The organism is Pseudomonas sp. B3(2017), from assembly GCF_002113595.1.
In the GTDB taxonomy this organism is placed as follows: Bacteria; Pseudomonadota; Gammaproteobacteria; order Pseudomonadales; family Pseudomonadaceae; genus Aquipseudomonas; species Aquipseudomonas ekonensis.
The window spans coordinates 347963-370837 of record NZ_NEIU01000002.1 but is presented as its reverse complement, the minus strand read 5'-3'; the positions used below and the strand labels follow the sequence as shown (position 1 = coordinate 370837).

The 22875-nt window shown below is 63.8% G+C and carries 21 protein-coding genes; 18 read left to right on the top strand and 3 right to left on the bottom strand.

The window, feature by feature from the left end:
* Positions 1–141 precede the first annotated feature (141 nt).
* Positions 142–1299 (top strand): acetylornithine deacetylase, encoded by a 1158-nt coding sequence (gene argE / locus CAG33_RS04310; protein WP_085637099.1) that lies wholly within the window; start codon positions 142–144, stop codon positions 1297–1299.
* Positions 1300–1469: 170 nt separating this feature from the next.
* Positions 1470–2768, top strand: a complete 1299-nt coding sequence (gene argA / locus CAG33_RS04305; RefSeq protein ID WP_085581035.1) for an amino-acid N-acetyltransferase — start codon at positions 1470–1472, stop codon at positions 2766–2768.
* 81 nt (positions 2769–2849) lie between these two features.
* Here argA and tauA read toward each other — a convergent pair whose 3' ends face one another.
* Positions 2850–3785 (bottom strand): taurine ABC transporter substrate-binding protein, encoded by a 936-nt coding sequence (gene tauA / locus CAG33_RS04300; protein WP_371857673.1) that lies wholly within the window; start codon positions 3783–3785, stop codon positions 2850–2852.
* Positions 3786–4203: 418 nt separating this feature from the next.
* Between tauA and CAG33_RS04295 the strand changes: the two genes are divergently transcribed.
* The 8 genes from CAG33_RS04295 (at position 4204) to CAG33_RS04260 (ending at position 11401) form a co-directional block, all read left to right on the top strand.
* Positions 4204–5553 carry an OprD family porin gene (locus CAG33_RS04295; protein ID WP_085630129.1) on the top strand — a complete coding sequence of 450 codons (1350 nt, stop codon included), beginning with the start codon at positions 4204–4206 and terminating at the stop codon, positions 5551–5553.
* 294 nt (positions 5554–5847) lie between these two features.
* Complete coding sequence (locus CAG33_RS04290; RefSeq protein ID WP_085581029.1) at positions 5848–6486, top strand: peroxiredoxin; 639 nt, start codon at positions 5848–5850, stop codon at positions 6484–6486.
* Positions 6487–6741: 255 nt separating this feature from the next.
* The gene (gene ssuE / locus CAG33_RS04285) at positions 6742–7335 is read left to right on the top strand and encodes an NADPH-dependent FMN reductase (protein ID WP_085581027.1); all 594 of its coding nucleotides are present in this window, start codon (positions 6742–6744) and stop codon (positions 7333–7335) included.
* Positions 7336–7424: 89 nt separating this feature from the next.
* On the top strand, positions 7425–8390 hold the full coding sequence (locus CAG33_RS04280; RefSeq protein ID WP_085630127.1) for a sulfonate ABC transporter substrate-binding protein: 966 nt from the start codon (positions 7425–7427) through the stop codon (positions 8388–8390).
* Positions 8391–8415: 25 nt separating this feature from the next.
* Positions 8416–9564 carry an FMNH2-dependent alkanesulfonate monooxygenase gene (ssuD, locus tag CAG33_RS04275; protein WP_085637094.1) on the top strand — a complete coding sequence of 383 codons (1149 nt, stop codon included), beginning with the start codon at positions 8416–8418 and terminating at the stop codon, positions 9562–9564.
* A 9-nt stretch (positions 9565–9573) separates the two neighbouring features.
* A complete protein-coding gene (gene ssuC / locus CAG33_RS04270; RefSeq protein WP_085581021.1) occupies positions 9574–10356 on the top strand; it encodes an aliphatic sulfonate ABC transporter permease SsuC in 783 nt (260 codons plus the stop codon).
* Positions 10353–11159: an aliphatic sulfonates ABC transporter ATP-binding protein gene (gene ssuB, locus CAG33_RS04265; protein ID WP_085581019.1), complete on the top strand. Its 807-nt coding sequence runs from the start codon at positions 10353–10355 to the stop codon at positions 11157–11159. Before ssuC ends, ssuB begins: the two co-directional genes overlap by 4 nt.
* Positions 11160–11185: 26 nt before the next feature.
* Positions 11186–11401 carry a molybdopterin-binding protein gene (locus CAG33_RS04260; RefSeq protein WP_085581017.1) on the top strand — a complete coding sequence of 72 codons (216 nt, stop codon included), beginning with the start codon at positions 11186–11188 and terminating at the stop codon, positions 11399–11401.
* A 76-nt stretch (positions 11402–11477) separates the two neighbouring features.
* On the opposite strand, the gene CAG33_RS04255 is transcribed toward CAG33_RS04260, so the two are convergent.
* Together CAG33_RS04255 and CAG33_RS04250 are read right to left on the bottom strand one after the other, a co-directional pair.
* Positions 11478–12110, bottom strand: a complete 633-nt coding sequence (locus CAG33_RS04255) for a TetR/AcrR family transcriptional regulator (protein WP_085581015.1) — start codon at positions 12108–12110, stop codon at positions 11478–11480.
* Positions 12111–12351: 241 nt separating this feature from the next.
* A complete protein-coding gene (locus tag CAG33_RS04250; protein WP_085581012.1) occupies positions 12352–13728 on the bottom strand; it encodes a glutamine synthetase family protein in 1377 nt (458 codons plus the stop codon).
* Positions 13729–14006: 278 nt separating this feature from the next.
* Here CAG33_RS04250 and CAG33_RS28135 point away from each other — a divergent pair, with 278 nt between their 5' ends.
* From CAG33_RS28135 to CAG33_RS04215, 8 genes are all read left to right on the top strand, one after another.
* Positions 14007–14363 (top strand): glutamine amidotransferase, encoded by a 357-nt coding sequence (locus CAG33_RS28135; RefSeq protein WP_139831472.1) that lies wholly within the window; start codon positions 14007–14009, stop codon positions 14361–14363.
* Between the two features lie 93 nt (positions 14364–14456).
* Positions 14457–15815, top strand: coding sequence for a glutamine synthetase family protein (locus tag CAG33_RS04245; protein ID WP_085581010.1), 1359 nt, complete (start codon positions 14457–14459; stop codon positions 15813–15815).
* 56 nt (positions 15816–15871) lie between these two features.
* Positions 15872–17236 (top strand): aspartate aminotransferase family protein, encoded by a 1365-nt coding sequence (locus CAG33_RS04240; RefSeq protein WP_085581008.1) that lies wholly within the window; start codon positions 15872–15874, stop codon positions 17234–17236.
* Positions 17237–17408: 172 nt separating this feature from the next.
* Positions 17409–18518 carry a polyamine ABC transporter substrate-binding protein gene (locus tag CAG33_RS04235; protein ID WP_085581006.1) on the top strand — a complete coding sequence of 370 codons (1110 nt, stop codon included), beginning with the start codon at positions 17409–17411 and terminating at the stop codon, positions 18516–18518.
* A 188-nt stretch (positions 18519–18706) separates the two neighbouring features.
* Positions 18707–19804 (top strand): polyamine ABC transporter substrate-binding protein, encoded by a 1098-nt coding sequence (locus CAG33_RS04230; protein WP_085581004.1) that lies wholly within the window; start codon positions 18707–18709, stop codon positions 19802–19804.
* 70 nt (positions 19805–19874) lie between these two features.
* Positions 19875–21017 carry an ABC transporter ATP-binding protein gene (locus tag CAG33_RS04225; protein ID WP_085581002.1) on the top strand — a complete coding sequence of 381 codons (1143 nt, stop codon included), beginning with the start codon at positions 19875–19877 and terminating at the stop codon, positions 21015–21017.
* Positions 21014–21934, top strand: a complete 921-nt coding sequence (locus CAG33_RS04220) for an ABC transporter permease subunit (RefSeq protein ID WP_085581000.1) — start codon at positions 21014–21016, stop codon at positions 21932–21934. Before CAG33_RS04225 ends, CAG33_RS04220 begins: the two co-directional genes overlap by 4 nt.
* Positions 21931–22821 (top strand): ABC transporter permease subunit, encoded by an 891-nt coding sequence (locus tag CAG33_RS04215; RefSeq protein ID WP_085637090.1) that lies wholly within the window; start codon positions 21931–21933, stop codon positions 22819–22821. Before CAG33_RS04220 ends, CAG33_RS04215 begins: the two co-directional genes overlap by 4 nt.
* The last annotated feature ends 54 nt before the right edge of the window (positions 22822–22875 follow it).

Sequence of the window (22875 nt, the reverse complement as noted above, 5' to 3'; positions counted from 1 at the left end):
GGATCGGGAGCGCAGCCGGGGGATGCGCGGCTGCCAAGGCCGTGCAGTGTACAGGACTCACGGGGGCTGCGCCTTGCGGCGGTTTATTCCGGGCGCCGGATGGCTCTATGATGGACTTCAATCCGGGAGTGGGAGCCAGCGATGCCTTTGCCGTCCATGAAAGACCAGTTCGCCGCGCTGATCGCCGTGCCGTCGGTCAGTTGCACCCAGCCCAGCCTGGACCAGTCCAACCGGGCCGTGATCGATCTGCTGGCGGGATGGCTGGGCGATCTGGGGTTCGCCTGCGACATCCAGCCGGTCAGCCCCGGCAAGTTCAACCTGCTCGCCAGCTTCGGCAGCGGCCCCGGCGGCCTGGTGCTGGCCGGGCACAGCGACACCGTGCCCTACGACGACGCGCTGTGGCAGACCGACCCGCTCAAGCTCACCGAGGCCGACGGCCGTTGGATCGGCCTGGGCAGCTGCGACATGAAGGGCTTCTTCGCCCTGGTCATCGAAGCCGTGCAACCGCTGCTGGAGCGGCCGTTCAAGCAACCGCTGCTGATCCTCGCCACCTGCGACGAGGAAAGCTCGATGGCCGGCGCCCGGGCCCTGGCCGAAGCCGGGCGGCCGCTGGGGCGGGCGGCGGTGATCGGCGAACCCACCGGGCTCAAGCCGATCCGCCTGCACAAGGGCGTGATGATGGAACGCATCGACATCCTCGGGCAGAGCGGCCATTCGTCGGATCCGCGTCTGGGCCACAGCGCCCTGGAGGCCATGCACGACGCCATCGGCGAGCTGCGCGGCCTGCGCCTGTTGTGGCAGCGCGAGTTCAACAATCCGCAGTTCAGCGTGCCGCAGCCGACCCTCAACTTCGGCTGCATCCACGGCGGCGACAACCCCAACCGCATCTGCGGCCAGTGCTCGCTGGAGTTCGACCTGCGGCCGCTGCCGGGCATGGATCCCAAGGTGCTGCGGGCCGAGATCCTGCAGAAGCTCAATCCGGTCGCCGAACGGCACCGGGTGAAGATCGACTACCGGCCGCTGTTCCCTGAGGTGCCGCCGTTCGAGCAGGCCGAAGGGAGCGAACTGGTGCGCATCGCCGAGAAGCTTACCGGCCATGCCGCCGAAGCGGTGGCGTTCGGCACCGAAGCGCCTTATCTTCAGCGCCTGGGCTGCGAGACCCTGGTGCTGGGTCCGGGCGACATCGCCTGCGCGCACCAGCCGGGCGAATACCTTGAAATGTCACGTCTGCAGCCTACCGTGCAACTGTTGCGGCAATTGATTGAACATTACTGCCTGACCCCGGACAAAAACCTGTAGGCACCCGCTGTGTTTTATCCGGACAAACGCGGTAAATTGCCGCCAATCCAACCCGTATTCATGAGGAGAGCGCGCGTGTCGCCAAGCCTGTTCCGACGATAACCATCAGCCCGCTGTGCGTTTTCCGTTCCGCCCCTTTTCCGGCTGCTATTTATTACAGGCCCAGGTTCATGCCCGAATACGTCAATTGGCTTCGTCACGCGTCCCCTTATATCAATGCCCACCGCGACTGCACCTTCGTCGTCATGCTGCCCGGCGACGGCGTGGAGCATCCGAACTTCGGCAACATCGTCCATGACATCGTGCTGCTGCACAGCCTCGGCGTGCGCCTGGTGCTGGTGCACGGCTCGCGCCCGCAGATCGAGGCGCGCCTGGCCGCCCGCGGCCTGACCCCGCATTACCACCACGGCATGCGCATCACCGACGCCGCCACCCTGGAATGCGTGATCGACGCCGTCGGCCAGCTGCGCATCGCCATCGAGGCGCGCCTGTCGATGGACATGGCCTCCTCGCCGATGCAGGGCTCGCGTCTGCGGGTGGCCAGCGGCAACCTGGTCACCGCGCGGCCGATCGGCGTGCTCGAAGGCGTCGACTACCACCACACCGGAGAAGTGCGCCGGGTCGACCGCAAGGGCATCAACCGCCTGCTGGACGAGCGCTCCATCGTGCTGCTGTCGCCGCTGGGCTACTCGCCGACCGGCGAAATCTTCAACCTGGCCTGCGAAGACGTCGCCACCCGCGCCGCCATCGACCTGGGGGCCGACAAGCTGCTGCTGTTCGGCGCCGACCTGGGCCTGATCGACGAGCACGGCCACCTGGTGCGTGAACTGCGTCCGCAGCAGGTGCCGGCGCATCTGCAACGCCTGGGCAGCAACTATCAGGCGGAACTGCTCGACGCCGCCGCCGAAGCCTGCCGCGGCGGCGTGGCCCGCAGCCATATCGTCAGCTATGCCGAAGACGGTGCGCTGCTCACCGAGCTGTTCACCCGTGACGGCGGCGGCACGCTGGTGGCCCAGGAGCAGTTCGAGCTGGTGCGCGAGGCGGCCATCGAGGACGTCGGCGGCCTGCTCGACCTGATCAGCCCGCTGGAGGAGCAAGGGATTCTGGTGCGCCGTTCCCGCGAGGTGCTGGAGCGCGAGATCGAGCAGTTCAGCGTGGTCGAGCGCGAAGGCATGATCATCGCCTGTGCGGCGCTGTACCAGATCGCCGATTCGGATGCCGGCGAGCTGGCGTGCCTGGCGGTGAACCCGGAGTACCGCCACGGCGGCCGCGGCGACGAGCTGCTGGAGCGCATCGAGACCCGCGCCCGTGCCCAGGGCCTCAAGACCCTGTTCGTGCTCACCACCCGCACCGCGCACTGGTTCCGCGAGCGCGGGTTCGAGCCGAGCAGCGTCGAACGCCTGCCGGCGGCGCGGGCGTCGCTGTACAACTATCAGCGCAATTCGAAGATCTTCGAAAAAAGCCTGTAACCGCGTCGTTCCTATCGCGGGCAGGCCCGCTCCCTAAGGACGGATGCGATCCTTGTGGGAGCGGGCTTGCCCGCGAAGCTTTTATGGCGCGACAAACTTCGCGCTGACATACGGCGAATAGTCCGCCAGCACCGTCTCGACCTTGCCCTGTTCCTTCAGGAACTTCGCCGTCTCGCCAATCGCCTTCGCCGTGCCGCCGTCCAGCAGCGCGACGGTCTGCTGCGCCCGGGCGTCGGGGAAGGCCGAGCCGGCGAGCAGTTCCGGCACGTCCGCTGCGTTGGCTCCGGTCAATTTGGCGATTTTCTGCACCGGCGCCGACTCGGCGGTCCAGCTGTCTTTATGCGCGGCGTAGTCGGCGAACGCGTCCAGCGTCACCTTGGCGAACCGGGCCACCACGTCCGGGTGTTTCTCGGCGTAGTCCTTGCGCGCGACCCAGACCTCGAAGGTCGGCGCGCCCCACTGGCCGACCTGCGCGGCGTCGGTCAGGGTCTTGCCGGTCTTGCGGATTTCCCCCAGCGCCGGCGACCAGACGAACGCGCCGTCGATGTCGCCGCGCTTCCAGGCCGCCGCGATCTCGGCGGGCTGCAGGTTCACCACCTTGACCTTGGAGGCGTCCAGGCCCCAGTGCTTGAGCGCACCGAGCAGGCTGTAGTGGGAGGTGGAGACGAACGGCGTGGCGATGGTCTTGCCGATCAGGTCCTGGGGTGTGTCGATGCCGCTGCCGTTGCGCACCACCAGGGCTTCGGCGCTGTTGATCTGGGCCGACACGATGAACGCCACGATCGGCAGGTGGCGTGAGGCGGCCGCCGCCAGCGGGCTGGAGCCGAGGTTGCCGATCTGCACGTCGCCGGAGGCGATGGCTGTCACAACTTCCGGGCCGCTGTTGAAGCGGCGCCAGTCGATCTTCTCGCCGAGGGCCTTTTCATAGGTGCCGTCGGCCTGGGGCACCTTGCTCGGGTCGATGCCGGTCTGATACCCGACCGTGAGACCGGATGCCTGGACAGAAAAAGAAATCATCGCCGACACACAAACTGTAACAAATTGACTAGATAGTGCGCGTTTAGCCATCATGGCGTCGCCTTTTCGAAAGGGATTGACGTATTGGGGTTGTGTCAACGCTAATCGATCTAAAAAAAGGCGACAAAATACCGTTTAGGAATGAGCTTAGGCGCCGATACGTTGTAGCCCGGCGTGGTGGCCAGTGGACGGCAATATTCCATAATGGTATTAAAAAGAATCAATAAATTCTTTTTGGCTGTATCAGGAAATCATTACCCTGCAGGGACCGAATCACTGCGATTAGACCTTGGTCGTAGGCGCACAAGGTTGCGATTGACTTGTCAGTCACGGTCTGGCGCTAATCGCGCATCTTAGGATCCAGGGGCATCAGACCCCGGACCAGGAACACAAGAATTAGAAACGAGAGGAGCGTTACATGAACAAGTCCACCTTGGCCCTGGCTGTGGCCGTAGGGGTTTTGGCGCAGCAGGCAAGCGCCGCCGGTTTCATCGAAGACAGCAAGGCCACCTTGGGGCTGCGTAACTTCTACATCAACACCGACAACCGTGACTCCGGCACCAAAGCCGCAGGCGCCCAAAGCAAGAACGAAGAATGGGGCCAGGGCTTCGACCTGCGCTTCACCTCCGGCTACACCCAAGGCACCGTAGGCTTCGGTCTCGACGCCATCGGCCTGCTGGGCGTGAAGCTGGATTCGGGCGGCGGCACCAACGGCGCCACCGCGACCTCCTACGGCGGCACCGTGTTCCCGAGCAAGTCCAACGGCGAAGCCGTGGACAACTTCTCCAGCCTGGGCCTGACCGCCAAGGCCAAGATCTCCCAGACCGAACTGAAGCTGGGCACCCTGCAGCCTAAGAACCCGGTCATCGTGACCAACGACGGCCGCATGCTGCCGCAGACCTGGCAGGGCGGCCAGATCACTTCCGGCGAGATCAAGGACCTGACCCTGGTCGGCGGTCAGATCGAAGCCGTGAAAGGCCGTAACTCCAGCAACAACGAGAACCTGTCCGTCGGCGGTGCGAACGCTCGTGTGGCCAACAGCAACAAGTTCTACTACGCCGGTGGTGACTACAAGCTCACCAAAGACCTGACTGCCCAGTACTACTACGGCAACCTGGAAGACTTCTACAAGCAGCACTTCCTGGGTCTGGTGCACAACTGGGCAATCGGCCCGGGCGTGCTGAAGTCCGACTTCCGCTACTTCCACAGCAGCGATGACGGCAAGAACGGCAACACCGCGGCCTACTTCGGCAACGGTAACTACGTCGGCAACGTCAGCGGCAAAGGCCCGATCGACAACAACCTGTACAGCGGCCTGTTCCTGTACACCGTTGAAGGTCACACCTTCGGTGGCGGCTACCAGGTGTCCAACGGCAGCTCCGACTTCCCTTGGCTGAACCAGGGCGATGGCTCGTCGAACTACACCATCACCGACATGCAGATCCAGAAGTTCGGCCGTGCCGGCGAGAAAACCTGGCAGGCGCGCTACTCGTATGACTTCGCCAAGATCGGTGTGCCTGGCCTGACCGCCGGCATGGTCTACCTGCGCGGCAGCGACATCGACACCGTGGGTTCCAACCGCCGCGAAAACGGCAATGGCGCCTCCGAGTGGGAACGCGACCTGACCATCGGCTACGTCGTGCCGGAAGGCCCGCTGAAGAACCTGGGCCTGATGTGGAAAAACGCCACCTGGCGCAACGACATCCCAGGTCAGCGTGACCAGGATGAAAACCGCCTGATCGTCAGCTACTCGATCCCGCTGCTGTAATAGCACGCCCGAGTCGCCGATGAAAAAAAGCCCCGTCCGGCATTGCGCCGGACGGGGCTTTTGCGTTTCGGGTCGGGCCCACCCCCGTAGACCCTTCCCGAGGTTTCCCTCTTTACTGCAACTCAAGGCCTTCTCGAACCTTGGGGCCGATGGTGGTCGCGATGCTTGGAGGCGTCCAGTGAACAGATGTTTAATATTTCTGTTTGATCTAAATATCTAGTTATTTATTCTTTTTCAGAAGATCAAAAGCCGAGCTACAGTTGTCTTCTCCACCCACTCATCAGGAGCAGCACCATGAGCCTCAGACTCGGCGACATCGCCCCCGATTTCGAACAAGACTCCAGCGCCGGCAAGATCCGCTTCCATGAATGGCTGGGCGACAGTTGGGGCGTGCTGTTTTCCCACCCGGCAGACTTCACCCCGGTGTGCACCACGGAACTGGGCTTCACCGCCAAGCTCAAGGATCAGTTCGCCCAGCGCGGCGTGAAGGCCATCGCGCTGTCGGTGGATCCGGTGGACTCGCACCACAAGTGGATCGAAGACATCAACGAAACCCAGAACACGGTCGTCAATTTCCCGATCCTGGCCGACGCCGACCGCAAGGTGTCCGACCTCTACGACCTGATCCACCCCAACGCCAGCGACACCCTCACCGTGCGCTCGCTGTTCGTGATCGACCCGAACAAGAAGATCCGCCTGACCATCACCTACCCGGCGAGCACCGGGCGCAACTTCCACGAGATCCTGCGGGTGATCGACTCGTTGCAGCTCACCGATAACCACAAGGTGGCCACCCCGGCCAACTGGCAGGACGGCGACGAGGTGGTGATCGTGCCGTCGCTCCAGGATCCGGAAGAAATCAAACGACGCTTTCCCAAGGGCTATCGGGCGATCAAGCCGTACCTGCGCCTGACGCCGCAGCCGAACAAGTGATTCCCCGGAGCGTGCCTGCCCGCGATGAGGCCGGCCCGTTCGACGCAGACTTCAAGTGCAGTACCCGCAAAGCAGGGTTTCAGGCCGTTCCGACGGCCTGTTTTTTTGCCTGGAGGAAATGCATGCGCATATCCCTAAAAGGAATAACCAAATGAATAAATATGATTTATGGATATATAAATGAGCTGGTAAGGTCATTCCATCAAGCGAGACCGCAACCCGCGAATCGCCCGCAACAGGCAAGGAATCATTTGAATGCTGGTGGTATCGCTCGGAGGCAGTCCCAGCCAACGCTCCCGTTCCGGGGTGTTGCTGGAGCGTTCGCAACGCTGGTTGCAGCAGCACGGTGTGGAGGTGGTGAGTTACCAGGTGCGGGACTTTCCCGCCGAGGATCTGCTCCACGCCCGTTTCGACAGTCCGAAGGTGCTCGACCTGCTGCGGCAGATCGAAAACGCCGACGGCCTGCTGATCGCCACGCCGGTGTACAAGGCCTCGTTTTCCGGCGCACTGAAGACCGTGCTCGACCTGCTGCCCGAACGAGCCCTGAGCCACAAGATCGTCTTGCCGATGGCTACCGGCGGCAGCATCGCCCACATGCTGGTGGTCGACTACGCCCTCAAGCCGGTGCTGTCGGCCCTCAAGGCCCAGGAAATGCTGCAGGGCATCTTTGCCGAAGACAGCCAGATCGCCTATGGCGAAGGCAGTGCCCAGCCGCAGCTTGCGCCGGCGCTGGAGCAGCGGCTGCATGAAGCCCTGGAACTGTTCGTCGCGGCCATGGCCCGCCGTCCCCAGCCTCTGGTGCCGGGCCTGCTGAACGAACGTCTGCTGAGTGCCCGCTGGAGCATTTGAGCTTCACCCGAATCTGACATCACTGGCCTTACTCGCCCGCCAACGGGCAAGCAGGTGCAGCCAAAACCAACTGCAAAAAGGAGAGCGCTATGCGCACTGTATTTTTGCGTCGCGGTCTGGTCGCTCTGTTTGCTGCGGCTGTGTCCTTCGGCGCCATCACCCAGGCCCAGGCCGAGACGTTGCGGATCGGCTATCAGAAGTACGGCACGCTGGTGCTGCTCAAGGCCAAGGGCACCCTGGAAAAGCGTCTGGCCGCCCAAGGCGTGGACGTGCAGTGGACCGAGTTCCCCGGCGGTCCGCAATTGCTGGAAGGCCTGAACGTCGGCTCGATCGACTTCGGCGTCACCGGCGAAACCCCGCCGGTCTTCGCCCAGGCCGCCGGCGCCGATCTGCTCTACGTGGCCTATGAGCCACCGGCGCCGGACAGCGAGTCGATCCTGGTGCAGAAGGACTCGCCGATCAAAACCGTCGCGGATCTGAAAGGCAAGAAAGTCGCGTTCAACAAGGGCTCCAACGTCCATTACCTGCTGGTGCGCGCCCTCGAAGACGCCGGCCTCAAGTACAGCGACATCCAGACCGTCTACCTGCCGCCGGCCGATGCCCGTGCGGCGTTCGAACGCAACAGCGTCGACGCCTGGGTGATCTGGGATCCGTACCAGGCCGCCGCCGAACAGCAATTGCAGGCGCGCACCCTGCGCGACGGCAAAGGCCTCGTCGACAACCACCAGTTCTACCTGGCGACCAAACCCTACGCCCAGAAGCATCCCGAGGTGATCACCGCCCTCGTGGAAGAAGTGCGCGCGGTCGGCGAATGGTCCAAGGCCAACCCCGAAGACGTCACCCGCCAAGTCTCGCCGCTGCTCGGCCTGTCGGCGGACATCACCCTGACCTCGGTGAAGCGCCAGGGTTACGGCGCGCTGTTCCTGACCCCGGACGTGGTCGCCGCGCAACAGAAAATCGCCGACACCTTCTTCCAGCTCAAGCTGATCCCCAAGCCGCTGAGCATCAAGGACGTGATCTGGACCCCGCCGGCCGCCGTGGCCAAGGCACCTTAACTCGAATTCCCAAGGAGACCACTCCATGAGCCTCAACATTTTCTGGTTCCTGCCTACCCACGGCGATGGCCATTACCTTGGCACCGCCGAAGGCGCCCGCGCCGTCGACCACGGCTACCTGCAGCAGGTCGCGCAAGCGGCGGACCGCCTGGGCTTCGGCGGCGTGCTGATCCCCACCGGCCGTTCCTGCGAGGACTCCTGGCTGGTGGCCGCATCGCTGATTCCGGTGACCCAGCGCCTGAAGTTCCTGGTGGCCCTGCGCCCCGGGATCATTTCCCCGACGGTAGCGGCGCGTCAGGCGGCGACGCTGGACCGGCTGTCCGGCGGCCGCGCGCTGTTCAACCTGGTGACCGGCGGCGACCCGGAAGAGTTGGCCGGCGACGGCCTGTTCCTCGATCACGAAGCGCGTTATCAGGCCTCGGTGGAGTTCACCCGGATCTGGCGCCGGGTGCTGGAAGGCGAAACCGTGGACTACGACGGCGAGCACATCAGCGTGAAGGGCGCCAAGCTGCTCTATCCGCCGATCCAGCAGCCGCGTCCGCCGCTGTACTTCGGCGGTTCGTCGGAGGCGGCCCAGGACCTGGCCGCCGAGCAGGTGGAAATGGTGCTGACCTGGGGCGAACCGCCGGCGGCGGTGGCCGAGAAGATCGAACAGGTTCGCGCCAAGGCCGCCAAGCTCGGCCGCACCGTGCGCTTCGGCATCCGCCTGCATGTGATCGTGCGCGAAACCAACGCCGAGGCCTGGCGGGCGGCGGACCGGCTGATTTCGCACCTGGACGACGACACCATCAAACGGGCCCAGGCCTCGCTGGCACGGTTCGACTCGGTAGGCCAGCAGCGCATGGCCGCGCTGCACGGCGGCAGCCGCGACAACCTGGAAGTCAGCCCGAACCTGTGGGCCGGCGTCGGCCTGGTGCGCGGCGGGGCCGGCACGGCGCTGGTCGGCGACGGCCCGACCGTGGCGGCCCGGGTGAAGGAGTACGCGGATCTGGGCATCGACACCTTCATCTTCTCCGGTTATCCACACCTCGAAGAGTCGTACCGGGTGGCCGAGCTGCTGTTCCCGCACCTGGACATCGAACGGCCGGAGGTGCCGAAAAGCGCCGGTTACGTCAGCCCGTTCGGCGAGATGGTGGCCAACGACATCCTTCCCAAAGCCGCGTCCCAGAGCTGAGGCGTCGCCATGAAGAAGCTTATCCACAGCCTTGCGCCCTGGGCGTTGCCGGTGCTGTTGCTGGCGGTGTGGCAGTTGTCGGTGTCGGCCGGTTGGCTGTCGACGCGGATCCTGCCGGCGCCGGTGGCGGTGGTCGAGGCCGGCGTCAGCCTGGTGCGCAGCGGCGAGATCTGGACGCACCTGGCGATCAGCGGCTGGCGCGCCGCGCTGGGCTTCACCATCGGCGGCGGCATCGGCCTGGCGCTGGGCTTCATCACCGGCCTGTCGAAGTGGGGCGAGCGCCTGCTCGACAGCTCGGTGCAGATGATCCGCAACGTGCCGCACCTGGCGCTGATCCCGTTGGTGATCCTGTGGTTCGGGATCGACGAGTCGGCGAAGATTTTCCTGGTGGCGCTGGGCACGCTGTTCCCGATCTACCTCAACACCTACCACGGCATCCGCAACGTCGATCCGGCGTTGGTGGAGATGGCCCGCAACTACGGCCTGTCCGGGTTCGGCCTGTTCTGGCAGGTGATCCTGCCGGGGGCGCTGCCTTCGATCCTGGTGGGGGTGCGTTTCGCGCTGGGCTTCATGTGGCTGACGCTGATCGTGGCCGAAACCATCTCCGCCAGCTCCGGCATCGGCTATCTGGCGATGAACGCCCGGGAGTTCCTGCAGACCGACGTGGTGGTGCTGGCGATCCTGATGTACGCGGTGCTCGGCAAGCTGGCCGATCTCGCGGCCCGGGGGCTGGAACGTGTGTGGCTGCGCTGGCATCCGGCCTATCAGTCGGTGAAAGGAGGTGCGGCATGACCGCTCAACAGCCTCCGCGCCTGCTGCGCGGGATCCCGCTGGCGCTGCGCAACCTGCAAAAGACCTTCGGCGCGCGGCAGGTGCTGCGCGACATCGACCTGCACATCCCGGCGGGGCAGTTCGTCGCGGTGGTCGGGCGCAGCGGTTGCGGCAAAAGCACCTTGCTGCGTCTGCTCGCCGGCCTCGACCGGCCCACCGGCGGCGACCTGTTGGCCGGCGCGGCGCCGCTGAGCGACGCGCGGGAAGACACCCGCCTGATGTTCCAGGAAGCCCGGCTGCTGCCGTGGAAGCGCATCATCGACAACGTCGGCCTGGGCCTCAAGGGTGACTGGCGGGCCCAGGCGCTGCAAGCGCTGGACGCGGTGGGCCTGGCGGATCGGGCCGATGAGTGGCCGGCGGCGTTGTCGGGCGGGCAGAAGCAGCGCGTGGCCCTGGCCCGGGCGCTGATCCACCAGCCGCGCCTGCTGTTGCTCGACGAGCCGCTGGGCGCGCTGGATGCCCTGACCCGGATCGAAATGCAGCAACTGATCGAACGCCTCTGGCAGCAGCACGGCTTCACCGTCTTGCTGGTGACCCACGACGTCAGCGAGGCGGTGGCGGTGGCCGACCGGGTGATCCTGATCGAGGACGGCGAAGTCGGCCTCGACCTGGCCGTGGAGCTGCCGCGCCCGCGGGTGCGCGGCTCGCACCGGCTGGCGGCGCTGGAAACCGAAGTGCTCAACCGCGTGTTGTCCCTGCCCGGCGAACCGCCGGCGCCGGAACCTGTTTCACCCTTGCCCACGCAATTGCGCTGGGCCCAATAACGCAAGCAAACGACAGGAACCATGCCATGACCATCAAAGCCATCAACGTACGCAACCAGTTCAAAGGCACCATCAAGGAAATCGTCCTGGGCGACGTGCTGTCGGAAATCGACGTGCAGACCGCCTCCGGGATCGTCACCTCAGTGATCACCACCCGCTCGGTCAAGGAGCTGGAACTGGACGTGGGCAGCGAAGTGATCGCCTTCGTGAAGTCCACCGAGGTGTCCATCGCCAAGTTGTGAGGCTGTGGATACAGACAACCCCGAAGGGTGCGAACCCTTCGGGGTTTTTTGTGCCTGGCTTGAGTGGGGCAGGGCCCTAGAGAACCCGCTTGGGCAGGTACGGCGGCAGGTACAGCCCGATGTAGGCATCGAACACCCGCATCCCTTCCTCGGCCATGCGCGGGGTGATCTGCCCGTGCTGCTGCACCGAGCGGGCGTAGACCCGGTCGCCCAGTTCCATGGCCAGGGCGAACACGTCCACATCGTCCGGCAGTTTCGGCAGTTCGAAATGGCGGTCGAACAGCTTGTGCATCAGGTCGCCCAGTTCCAGGTCGTGCTGGCGGTCGGCCTGGGTGACCTCGGTGAGGCCGTGCTGGGCCAGGATCAGTTGGCGGGCTGCGGCGTCCTGGTCGTAGATCTCCAGCATGCGCTGCTCGACCAGCCGCGACAGGTCGCGCCAGTCGCGCAGGGCCTCGTGGTCGATGGGCAATTGCAGGCAGGCACGAAACGCAGCGTGGACATCCGCCGTGAGCCCTTCCAGCAGCGCCGGGACGCTGGCGAAGAAATGGTAGACGGAGGAGGGCGGGATCTGCGCGCGCTCGGCGACGCTGTAGATCGACAGGCTGCCCACGCCCTCGGCGGCCAGCAACGTGCGCGCGGCATCGAGTATCGAGTCGATCCGCGCTTGGCTGCGGGCACGGGGTTTGCGGACGGGGGCGGGGCGCGTCATGGAAGTCTCCTGCGGGGAGCGGGCATTGTACGAGGCGGGTTTGATGTTGTCTTGTTGGCCGCCATCGCTGCGGTGTGGCGACTCGACAAGCCAGCTCCCACAAGGTCCCGGGATGGCCACATATTGTGTAAGCACCATTAATCCCTGTGGGAGCTGGCTTGCCAGCGGTCCGCCGCAGGCGGCCATAAAAAAACGCCGTCGACTGACTCAGCCGACGGCGTTCTCGATCACCGCAATCCGCTTAGACGGTATGCAGGTACCAGTTGTACTCAAGGTCGGAGATGGAGTGCTCGAACTCCTCCAGCTCGCTTTCCTTGCACGCGACGAAGATGTCGATGTACTTCGGATCGATGTACTTGGCCATCACCTCGCTGTCGTCCAGCTCGCGCAACGCGTCGCGCAGGTTGTTCGGCAGGCTCTGCTCGTTCTGCTCGTAGCTGTTGCCTTCGGTCGGGGCCGGCGGCTCGATCTTGTTGGTCAGGCCGTGGTGCACGCCCGCCAGCACCGAAGCCATCAGCAGGTACGGGTTGGCGTCGGCGCCCGCTACGCGGTGCTCAAGGCGTACCGCATCGGCGGAGCCGGTCGGCACGCGCAGGGCCACGGTGCGGTTGTCCAGGCCCCAGCTCGGCGAGTTCGGCACGTAGAACTGCGCGCCGAAGCGACGGTACGAGTTGACGTTCGGGCAGAGGAAAGCCATCTGCGCGGGCAGGGTCTCGAGCACACCGCCGATCGCGTGACGCAGCGCGGCGTTCTGCTCGGGATCCTCGCTGGCAAAAATGTTTTTGCCATCCTTGTCGAGTACCGAAATGTGCACATGCAGGCCGTTGCCCGCCTGGCCCGGGTAGGGCTTGGCCATGAAGGTGGTGTCCATCTCATGGTCGTAGGCGATGTTCTTGATCAGGCGCTTGAGCAGCACTGCGTAGTCGCATGCCTTGATCGGGTCGGCGACGTGGTGCAGGTTGACCTCGAACTGCGCCGGGGCGCTTTCCTTGACGATGGCGTCGGCCGGGATGCCTTGCTCCTTCGCGCCTTCGAGGATGTCCTGGAGGCAGTCGACGTATTCGTCGAGGTCGTCGATCAGGTAGACCTGGGTCGAGTGCGGGCGTTTGCCGGAGATCGGCGAGCGCGGCGGCTGCGGACGGCCGTTCACGTTCTCCTGGTCGATCAGGTAGAACTCAAGCTCGAACGCGGCGCAGATGGTCAGGCCCAGTTCGTCAAACTTTGCGACAACTTGACGGAGCACTTCGCGCGGGTCGGCGAAGAACGGATCGCCTTCGAGTTCGTGCATGGTCATCAGCAGCTGCGCGGTCGGGCGCTTTTGCCAGGGTTCGTTGCACAGGGTATCGGGGATCGGATAGCAGATGCGGTCCGCGTCGCCGATGTCCAGGCCCAGGCCGGTGCTTTCCACCGTCGAGCCGTTGATGTCCAGGGCAAACAGGGAGGCCGGCAGGTTGATGCCTTTCTCGTAAACCTTGTGGAGGCTGGTGCGTTCGATGCGCTTGCCGCGCACCACACCATTCATATCCGCAATCAGAAGGTCGACGTACAGAACCTCAGGATGTTCCTTAAGGAACGCGTTCGCTTCGTTGAGCTGAACGGCACGCGGGGGTACCGACATGATGCAACACCTTTTTTGTTAAAAATATCAATCATTGATCTTTTCGGGTTTCAGTCAACCCGAACGGCCTGCCGAAGTCAAGCGAGGCCTTTTTTGCCCTAAAAAAGCGCCACGGGGGCATTTATGGGGCGCTTTGGGGCTTTTTTTTGCCCGCGGAATTCACGCCACCCGCGGGCTTGAGCAGGCCGTGTTGTATTTTTTACGGGGGTGTTGTGTAAAAAAATGAACAAGGCTAAGCTCGGGTCAAACCCATAACAGCAATAATACCGGGGTGCTTCATGTCTCGCCTGCCGATCATCGGCGTCACCGACGGCTTCCAGCCGTCTGGCCAGCATGCTCATCACATCAGTGGCGACACGTCCGTGCGCAGCGCGGCCGGCAAGGCCCGTGGCCTGTCGAAGGGACTCCTGTCCCCGGCGGGAAAAGCGTCGGCGTCCGGTATTGAGGACGCACGCGGCGGCATCCCCTTCAGCGGTTCTCCTTTCAATATAGATCGCTTTCATTCCTCCGGCCTGTGCGGTGCCCGGCGCGGTGCACACGATTCTGCACACCCAAGGTTCGCACAGGAAATGCAACGCCAGCGTAAAGGGCAGGTAAGCTCCTCCTTCATTGTCGATGCGCGGTGCCCGGCGTAAGCCGGCACTGCGCGCACGCAAGCCCCCTTTAACGCGACGCCCCGTGCGTCAAACAAGGCCTGACACGCGTCAGGCGACAGCCCAGAGGCACTTATGAGCACCAACCTCGACCAGCTCACCGATTGGTTGAAAGACCACAAGATCACAGAAGTCGAATGCATGATCAGCGACCTGACCGGCATCACCCGGGGCAAGATCTCGCCGACCAACAAATTCATCGCCGAAAAGGGCATGCGCCTGCCGGAGAGCGTGCTGCTGCAGACCGTGACCGGCGACTACGTCGAAGACGACATCTATTACGAACTGCTCGACCCGGCGGACATCGACATGGTCTGCCGTCCCGACCAGAGCGCGGTGTACCTGGTGCCGTGGGCCATCGAGCCGACCGCCCAGGTGATCCACGACACCTACGACAAGCAGGGCAACCCCATCGAGCTGTCGCCGCGCAACGTGCTCAAGAAGGTTCTGAAGCTCTATGCCGACAAGGGCTGGCAGCCGATCGTGGCGCCGGAGATGGAGTTCTACCTGACCAAGCGCAGCGACGACCCCGACTATCCGCTGCAGCCGCCGGTGGGCCGCTCCGGGCGTCCGGAGATCGGCCGCCAGTCGTTCTCCATCGAGGCGGCGAACGAATTCGACCCGCTGTTCGAAGACGTCTACGACTGGTGCGAACTGCAGGAGCTGGACCTGGACACCCTGATCCACGAGGACGGCACCGCGCAGATGGAAATCAACTTCCGTCACGGCGACGCGCTGTCCCTGGCCGACCAGATCCTGGTGTTCAAGCGCACCATGCGCGAAGCCGCGCTCAAGCACGACGTGGCCGCGACCTTCATGGCCAAGCCGATGACCGGCGAACCGGGCAGTGCGATGCACTTGCACCAGAGCATCATCGACATCGAGACCGGCAAGAACATCTTCTCCAACGAAGACGGCACCATGAGCCAGCTGTTCCTGCACCACATCGGCGGCCTGCAGAAGCTGATCCCCGAGCTGTTGCCGCTGTTCGCGCCGAACGTCAACTCGTTCCGCCGCTTCCTGCCGGACACCTCGGCGCCGGTGAACGTGGAGTGGGGCGAAGAGAACCGCACCGTGGGCCTGCGCGTGCCGGATGCCGGCCCGCAGAACCGCCGGGTGGAGAACCGCCTGCCGGGCGCCGACGCCAACCCGTACCTGGCCATCGCCGCGAGCCTGCTGTGCGGCTACATCGGCATGGTCGAGGGCTTCAACCCGAGCGCGCCGGTGGTGGGCCGCGGCTACGAGCGCCGCAACCTGCGCCTGCCGCTGACCATCGAGGACGCCCTGGAGCGCATGGAGAAGAGCGCCACCATCGAGAAATACCTGGGCAAGAACTTCATCACCGGCTACGTCGCGGTCAAGCGGGCCGAGCATGAAAACTTCAAGCGCGTGATCAGTTCGTGGGAGCGCGAATACCTGCTGTTCGCCGTCTGACGCGCCCGGCGCGGCCGTCGCACGCCGCGCCTTCACCGATAACAAGGAGAATTGGCATGACCAGCAACAACCCGCAAACCCGTGAGTGGCAAACCTTGAGCAGCGAGCATCACCTGGCTCCGTTCAGCGACTTCAAGCAGTTGAAGGAGAAGGGCCCGCGGATCATCACCAATGCCAAGGGCGTGTACCTGTGGGACAGCGAGGGCAACAAGATCCTCGACGGCATGGCCGGCCTGTGGTGCGTGGCCATCGGCTACGGCCGCGACGAACTGGCCGACGCCGCCGCGAAACAGATGCGCGAGCTGCCGTACTACAACCTGTTCTTCCAGACCGCCCACCCGCCGGCGCTGGAACTGGCCAAGGCCATCGCCGACGTGGCGCCCGAGGGCATGAACCACGTGTTCTTCACCGGCTCCGGCTCCGAAGGCAACGACACCATGCTGCGCATGGTCCGCCACTACTGGGCGATCAAGGGCCAGCCGAACAAGAAAGTCATCATCAGCCGCAAGAACGGCTACCACGGCTCCACCGTGGCCGGCGCGAGCCTGGGCGGCATGACCTACATGCACGAGCAGGGCGACCTGCCGATCCCGGGCATCGTCCACATCGCCCAACCGTACTGGTTCGCCGAAGGCGGCGACATGACCCCCGAAGAGTTCGGGATCTGGGCGGCCAACCAGCTGGAAGAGAAGATCCTGGAGATCGGCGTGGACAACGTCGGCGCCTTCATCGCCGAGCCGATCCAGGGCGCGGGCGGCGTGATCATTCCGCCGGACACCTACTGGCCGCGCATCAAGGAGATCCTCGCCAAGTACGACATCCTGTTCGTGGCGGACGAAGTGATCTGCGGCTTCGGCCGTACCGGCCAGTGGTTCGGCAGCGATTTCTACGGCCTCAAGCCGCACATGATGACCATCGCCAAAGGCCTGACGTCCGGCTACATCCCGATGGGCGGCCTGATCGTGCGCGACGAAGTGGTGGCGGTGCTCAACGAGGGCGGCGACTTCAACCACGGCTTCACCTACTCCGGCCACCCGGTGGCGGCGGCGGTGGGGCTGGAGAACATCCGCATCCTGCGCGAAGAGAAGATCATCGAGCGCGCCCACGAGGAAACGGCACCGTATTTGCAAAAGCGTCTGCGCGAACTCAACGATCACCCGCTGGTGGGGGAAGTGCGCGGGGTCGGCCTGCTGGGGGCCATCGAGCTGGTGCAGGACAAGGCCACCCGCAAGCGCTACGAAGGCAAGGGCGTGGGCATGATCTGCCGCCAGTTCTGCTTCGACAACGGGCTGATCATGCGCGCCGTGGGCGACACCATGATCATTGCCCCGCCGCTGGTGATCAGCAAGGCGGAAATCGATGAGCTGGTGACCAAGGCGCGCAAGTGCCTGGACCTGACTCTGAGTGCGTTGCAAGGCTAAGTGCTAGGCTCTTTGCGTGGGTGCCGCCGGCATGCGCGCACGGAGCTGTCAGAAAGGCCGGTCTTTCCTTGAAAGACCGGCCCGGATCTTGCCAGACTAGCCGCGGTTCCGGTTGTCGGGGTTCGGCCGCTGAACAAAGTGGTTCAAAAAAGAAAAATTTGGAGCATGACGCATGAAGGCATTAGGTAAAAAGCTTGCTGGCAAGACACTGCTCGCCCTGTCCGTGGCGGGCATGATGGCGGGTGCGGTCCACGCGGACGACAAAGTGCTGCACGTCTACAACTGGTCGGACTACATCGCGCCGGACACCATCGCCAACTTCGAGAAGGAGTCGGGGATCAAGGTCGTCTACGACGTGTTCGACAGCAACGAGACCCTGGAAGCCAAGCTGCTGGCGGGCAAGTCCGGCTACGACGTGGTCGTGCCGTCGAACAACTTCCTGGCCAAGCAGATCAAGGCCGGCGTCTACCAGGAGCTGGACACCTCCAAGCTGCCGAACTGGAAGAACCTGAACCAGGACCTGCTCAAGGCCGTGTCGGTCAGCGACCCGGGCAACAAGCACGCCTTCCCGTACATGTGGGGCTCGATCGGCATCGGCTACAACCCGGAGAAGGTCAAGGCGGCGCTGGGCACCGACAAGATCGATTCCTGGGACGTGCTGCTCAAGCCTGAGAACATCGCCAAGCTCAAGGGCTGCGGCGTGAGCTTCCTCGATTCGCCGACCGAAATGATCCCGGTCGCGCTGCATTACCTGGGCCTGCCGACCGACAGCCAGAAGAAAGACGACATCAAGAAGGCCGAGGAACTGTTCCTCAAGATCCGTCCTTCGATCACCTACTTCCACTCCTCCAAGTACATCTCGGACCTGGCCAACGGCAACATCTGCGTAGCGGTCGGCTACTCGGGTGACGTGCAGCAGGCCAAGTCCCGTGCCGCCGAGGCGGGTGACAAGGTGAAAGTCAGCTACGCCATTCCGAAGGAAGGCGCTGGCAGCTTCTTCGACATGGTCGCCATTCCGAAGGATGCCGAAAACGTTGAAGGCGCCTACAAGTTCATGACCTTCCTGCAGAAGCCTGAAGTCATGGCCGGCATCACCAACGCCGTACGCTTCCCGAACGGCAACGCCGCCGCCACGCCACTGGTGGAGAAGGACATCACCAGCGATCCGGGCATCTACCCGCCGGCGGACGTGCAGGCCAAGCTGTATGCGATCGCCGACCTGCCGGCCGCGACCCAGCGTGAGCTGACCCGCAGCTGGACCAAGATCAAGTCCGGCAAATAAGCCGGTTTGAGGCAGCGACCGCTGGCCGTCGTCCCCGCGAGGGCGGCCAGCGGCGCAATTAAATGACTGAAAGTTTTGCTTGAACGGTTTTTCGAGGGTAAGTTGCGCGCCGGTTTTGTTGCCGGGCAGCCACGGCTGTCATGCAATGCGGGGCAACTTGGGCCCAACTGATTTTAGAGGACCTTCACTTGCCTATTTTTTCTTCGTTGCGCAATGCCCTGCTGGCCGCAGTCGGCCTGACCTTCGCTGTCGGAGCCCAGGCCGCCGGTACGGTGCATATTTATAACTGGTCGGACTACATCGGCGAGACCACCCTGGCGGACTTCCAGAAGGCCACCGGGATCAAGCCGGTCTACGACGTGTTCGACTCCAACGAAACCCTGGAAGGCAAGCTGCTGGCCGGCCGCACCGGCTACGACGTGGTCGTGCCGTCGAACCACTTCCTGGGCAAGCAGATCAAGGCAGGGGCGTTCCAGAAGCTCGACAAGTCCCAGCTGGGCAACTACGGCAATCTCGACCCGGCGCTGCTCAAGCGCCTGGAGCAGAACGACCCGGGCAACCTGTACGCCGTGCCGTACCTGTGGGGCACCAACGGCATCGGCTACAACGTCGACAAGGTCAAGGCCGTGCTGGGCGTCGACAAGATCGATTCCTGGGGCGTGCTGTTCGAGCCTGAGAACATCAAGAAGCTGCAGAGCTGCGGCGTGGCGTTCCTCGACTCGGCCGACGAAATGATGCCGACCGTGCTCAACTACCTGGGCCTGGACGCCAACAGCACCAGCGAGGCCGACTACAAGAAGGCCACCGAGAAGCTTTTGGCGGTGCGTCCGTACGTGACCTACTTCCATTCCTCCAAGTACATCACCGACCTCGCCAACGGCGACATCTGCGTGGCGGTCGGCTTCTCCGGCGACATCTTCCAGGCCAAGCACCGCGCCGAAGAGGCCAAGAAGGGCGTGAACATCGCCTACGCGATCCCGAAAGAGGGCGGTGCGCTGTGGTTCGACATGCTGGCGATCCCCAAGGATTCGACCAACGTCAAAGAGGCCCATGCCTTCATCAACTACCTGCTCAAGCCTGAGGTGATCGCCCAGGTCAGCGACTACGTCGGTTACGCCAACCCCAACCCGGGGTCGGACAAGCTGATGGAACAGTCCATCCGCACCGATGAGGCGGTCTACCCGCCGCAGGCCATCCTCGACAAGCTCTACGTGTCGAAGGAATTGCCGCCCAAGATTCAGCGTTTGATGACCCGCAGCTGGACCACGGTCAAGTCGGGCAAATAACTTCAAGGATCAAACTATCCAGCGTTCGTCTTGCGTGGGCGAACTGCACATTCTGTTGGGAGTTTCGTAAATGGCAGTTGCCTCCGGCGCCTACAAGAAAGCCCTCGAGGGCGACCAGACACCGAAACAGGTGCTGGTCAAAATCGACCGGGTCACGAAAAAGTTCGACGAGACGGTTGCCGTGGACGACGTGTCCCTGGAAATCAAGAAGGGCGAGATCTTCGCCCTGCTCGGCGGCTCGGGATCGGGCAAGTCCACCCTGCTGCGGATGCTGGCAGGCTTCGAACGGCCCACGGAGGGGCGCATTTTCCTCGACGGCGTCGACATCACCGACATGCCGCCGTACGAGCGTCCGATCAACATGATGTTCCAGTCTTACGCCCTGTTCCCGCACATGACCGTGGCGCAGAACATCGCCTTCGGCCTCAAGCAGGACAAGATCCCGTCCGCCGAGATCGACGCCCGCGTGGCCGAGATGCTCAAGCTGGTGCAGATGAGCCAGTACGCCAAGCGCAAGCCGCACCAGCTCTCCGGCGGCCAGCGTCAGCGTGTGGCCCTGGCCCGTTCGCTGGCCAAGCGGCCCAAGCTGCTGCTGCTCGACGAACCGATGGGCGCGCTGGACAAGAAGCTGCGCTCGCAGATGCAGCTGGAACTGGTGGAGATCATCGAGCGCGTGGGCGTGACCTGCGTGATGGTGACCCACGACCAGGAAGAGGCCATGACCATGGCCGAGCGCATCGCGATCATGCACCTGGGCTGGATCGCCCAGATCGGCAGCCCGATCGACATCTACGAAACCCCGACCAGCCGTCTGGTCTGTGAATTCATCGGCAACGTGAACATCTTCGAAGGCGAAGTGATCGACGACGCCGAAGGCCACGCGACCATCACCTGCAAGGACCTGGACCGGCAGATCTACGTCGGCCACGGCATCAGCACCTCGGTGCAGGACAAGTCCGTGACCTACGCGATCCGTCCGGAGAAGCTGCTGGTCACCGCCGACATGCCGACCTGCGAGTACAACTGGTCCAGCGGCAAGGTGCACGACATCGCCTACCTGGGCGGCCATTCGGTGTTCTACGTCGAGCTGCCGAGCGGCAAGCTGGTGCAGTCGTTCGTCGCCAACGCCGAGCGCCGCGGCCAGCGTCCGACCTGGGGCGACCAGGTCTACGTGTGGTGGGAAGACGACAGCGGCGTGGTGCTTCGCTCATGAACATGCGCAAACTCAAGCGTCGCCTCAACCGGATCGTTCCCGGTGGCCGCCAGCTGGTGATCGGGGTTCCGTTCATCTGGCTGTTCCTGTTCTTCATGCTGCCGTTCTTCATCGTCCTGAAGATCAGCTTCGCCGAAGCCGACGTGGCCATCCCGCCGTACACCGAGATCTACAGCTACGCCGAGCAGAAGCTGCAGCTGCTGCTGAACCTGGGCAACTACGCGATGCTGGGCGACGACGAGCTGTACCTGTCGGCCTACCTCGGCTCGCTGAAGATGGCGTTCTTCAGCACGCTGCTGTGCCTGCTGATCGGCTATCCGATGGCCTATGGCATCGCCACCGCGCGCAAGGAAACCCAGACCGTGCTGGTGCTGCTGATCATGATGCCGACCTGGACGGCGATCCTGATCCGCGTCTATGCGTGGATGGGCATCCTCAGCAACAACGGCCTGCTCAACGGCTTCCTGATGAGCATGGGCTTTATCGATGAGCCGCTGCAGATCCTCAACACCAACCTTGCGGTGTACATCGGCGTGGTCTACTCGTACCTGCCGTTCATGATCCTGCCGCTCTACGCCAACCTCGTGAAGCATGACCCGAGCCTGCTGGAGGCTGCGTCCGACCTGGGTTCGAGCACCTTCAACAGCTTCTGGAAGATCACCGTGCCGCTGTCCAAGAACGGCATCATCGCCGGCTGCATGCTGGTGTTCATCCCGGTGGTGGGCGAGTTCGTGATCCCTGAACTGCTCGGCGGCCCCGAGACGCTCATGATCGGCAAGGTGCTGTGGCAAGAGTTCTTCAACAACCGCGACTGGCCGGTGGCCTCCGCCCTGGCGGTGGTGATGCTGGCGATCCTGATCGTGCCGATCATCCTGTTCAACCGCAGCCAGGCCAAGGAAATGGAGGGTAAAGAATGAAGCGCTTCCGTTTCTCCAGCCTGATGCTGGTGCTGGGCCTGCTGTTCATCTACCTGCCGATGCTGATCCTGGTGATCTACTCGTTCAACGCCTCGAAGCTTGTGACGGTGTGGGGCGGCTGGTCGGTGAAGTGGTACGTCGGCCTGCTCGACAACAGCCAACTGATGGGTTCGGTGGTGCGCTCGCTGGAGATCGCCTGCTACACCGCGATCGCCGCCGTGGCGCTGGGTACGCTGGCGGCGTTCGTGCTGACCCGCATCACCCGCTTCAAGGGCCGCACGCTGTTCGGCGGCCTGGTCACCGCGCCGTTGGTGATGCCTGAGGTGATCACCGGCCTGTCGCTGTTGCTGCTGTTCGTGGCCATGGCGCAGATGATCGGCTGGCCCCAGGAGCGCGGCATCGTCACCATCTGGATCGCCCACACCACGTTCTGCGCGGCCTATGTGGCGGTGGTGGTGTCGGCGCGCCTGCGCGAGCTGGACCTGTCGATCGAAGAGGCGGCGATGGATCTCGGCGCGCGGCCGTGGAAGGTGTTCATCCTGATTACCATCCCGATGATCGCGCCGTCGCTGGCGGCGGGCGGCATGATGTCGTTCGCCCTGTCGCTGGACGACCTGGTGCTGGCCAGCTTCGTGTCCGGCCCCGGCTCGACCACGCTGCCGATGGAAGTGTTCTCGGCGGTGCGCCTGGGCGTGAAGCCTGAGATCAACGCCGTGGCCAGCCTGATCCTGCTGGCGGTGTCGCTGGTGACCTTCCTGGTCTGGTTCTTCAGCCGCCGTGCCGAGGAAGCGCGCCGCAAGGCGATCCAGCAAGCCATCGAGGAAAGCGCTGCCGATTCGTGGAAGCAACCGGACGTGCGCCGCTCGGCCACCCCGGAAGTGGCTTGAATCCGGGGGAGATCACAGTTCTGTGGTTGTCCCCAATCCCTGTGGGAGCGGGCT

Coding starts and splice junctions, on each gene's coding strand:
- argE (WP_085637099.1), top strand. CDS start 142: ATGCCTTTGCCGTCCATGAAAGACCAGTTCGCCGCGCTGATCGCCGTG.
- argA (WP_085581035.1), top strand. CDS start 1,470: ATGCCCGAATACGTCAATTGGCTTCGTCACGCGTCCCCTTATATCAAT.
- tauA (WP_371857673.1), bottom strand. CDS start 3,785: ATGATTTCTTTTTCTGTCCAGGCATCCGGTCTCACGGTCGGGTATCAG.
- CAG33_RS04295 (WP_085630129.1), top strand. CDS start 4,204: ATGAACAAGTCCACCTTGGCCCTGGCTGTGGCCGTAGGGGTTTTGGCG.
- CAG33_RS04290 (WP_085581029.1), top strand. CDS start 5,848: ATGAGCCTCAGACTCGGCGACATCGCCCCCGATTTCGAACAAGACTCC.
- ssuE (WP_085581027.1), top strand. CDS start 6,742: ATGCTGGTGGTATCGCTCGGAGGCAGTCCCAGCCAACGCTCCCGTTCC.
- CAG33_RS04280 (WP_085630127.1), top strand. CDS start 7,425: ATGCGCACTGTATTTTTGCGTCGCGGTCTGGTCGCTCTGTTTGCTGCG.
- ssuD (WP_085637094.1), top strand. CDS start 8,416: ATGAGCCTCAACATTTTCTGGTTCCTGCCTACCCACGGCGATGGCCAT.
- ssuC (WP_085581021.1), top strand. CDS start 9,574: ATGAAGAAGCTTATCCACAGCCTTGCGCCCTGGGCGTTGCCGGTGCTG.
- ssuB (WP_085581019.1), top strand. CDS start 10,353: ATGACCGCTCAACAGCCTCCGCGCCTGCTGCGCGGGATCCCGCTGGCG.
- CAG33_RS04260 (WP_085581017.1), top strand. CDS start 11,186: ATGACCATCAAAGCCATCAACGTACGCAACCAGTTCAAAGGCACCATC.
- CAG33_RS04255 (WP_085581015.1), bottom strand. CDS start 12,110: ATGACGCGCCCCGCCCCCGTCCGCAAACCCCGTGCCCGCAGCCAAGCG.
- CAG33_RS04250 (WP_085581012.1), bottom strand. CDS start 13,728: ATGTCGGTACCCCCGCGTGCCGTTCAGCTCAACGAAGCGAACGCGTTC.
- CAG33_RS28135 (WP_139831472.1), top strand. CDS start 14,007: ATGTCTCGCCTGCCGATCATCGGCGTCACCGACGGCTTCCAGCCGTCT.
- CAG33_RS04245 (WP_085581010.1), top strand. CDS start 14,457: ATGAGCACCAACCTCGACCAGCTCACCGATTGGTTGAAAGACCACAAG.
- CAG33_RS04240 (WP_085581008.1), top strand. CDS start 15,872: ATGACCAGCAACAACCCGCAAACCCGTGAGTGGCAAACCTTGAGCAGC.
- CAG33_RS04235 (WP_085581006.1), top strand. CDS start 17,409: ATGAAGGCATTAGGTAAAAAGCTTGCTGGCAAGACACTGCTCGCCCTG.
- CAG33_RS04225 (WP_085581002.1), top strand. CDS start 19,875: ATGGCAGTTGCCTCCGGCGCCTACAAGAAAGCCCTCGAGGGCGACCAG.
- CAG33_RS04220 (WP_085581000.1), top strand. CDS start 21,014: ATGAACATGCGCAAACTCAAGCGTCGCCTCAACCGGATCGTTCCCGGT.
- CAG33_RS04215 (WP_085637090.1), top strand. CDS start 21,931: ATGAAGCGCTTCCGTTTCTCCAGCCTGATGCTGGTGCTGGGCCTGCTG.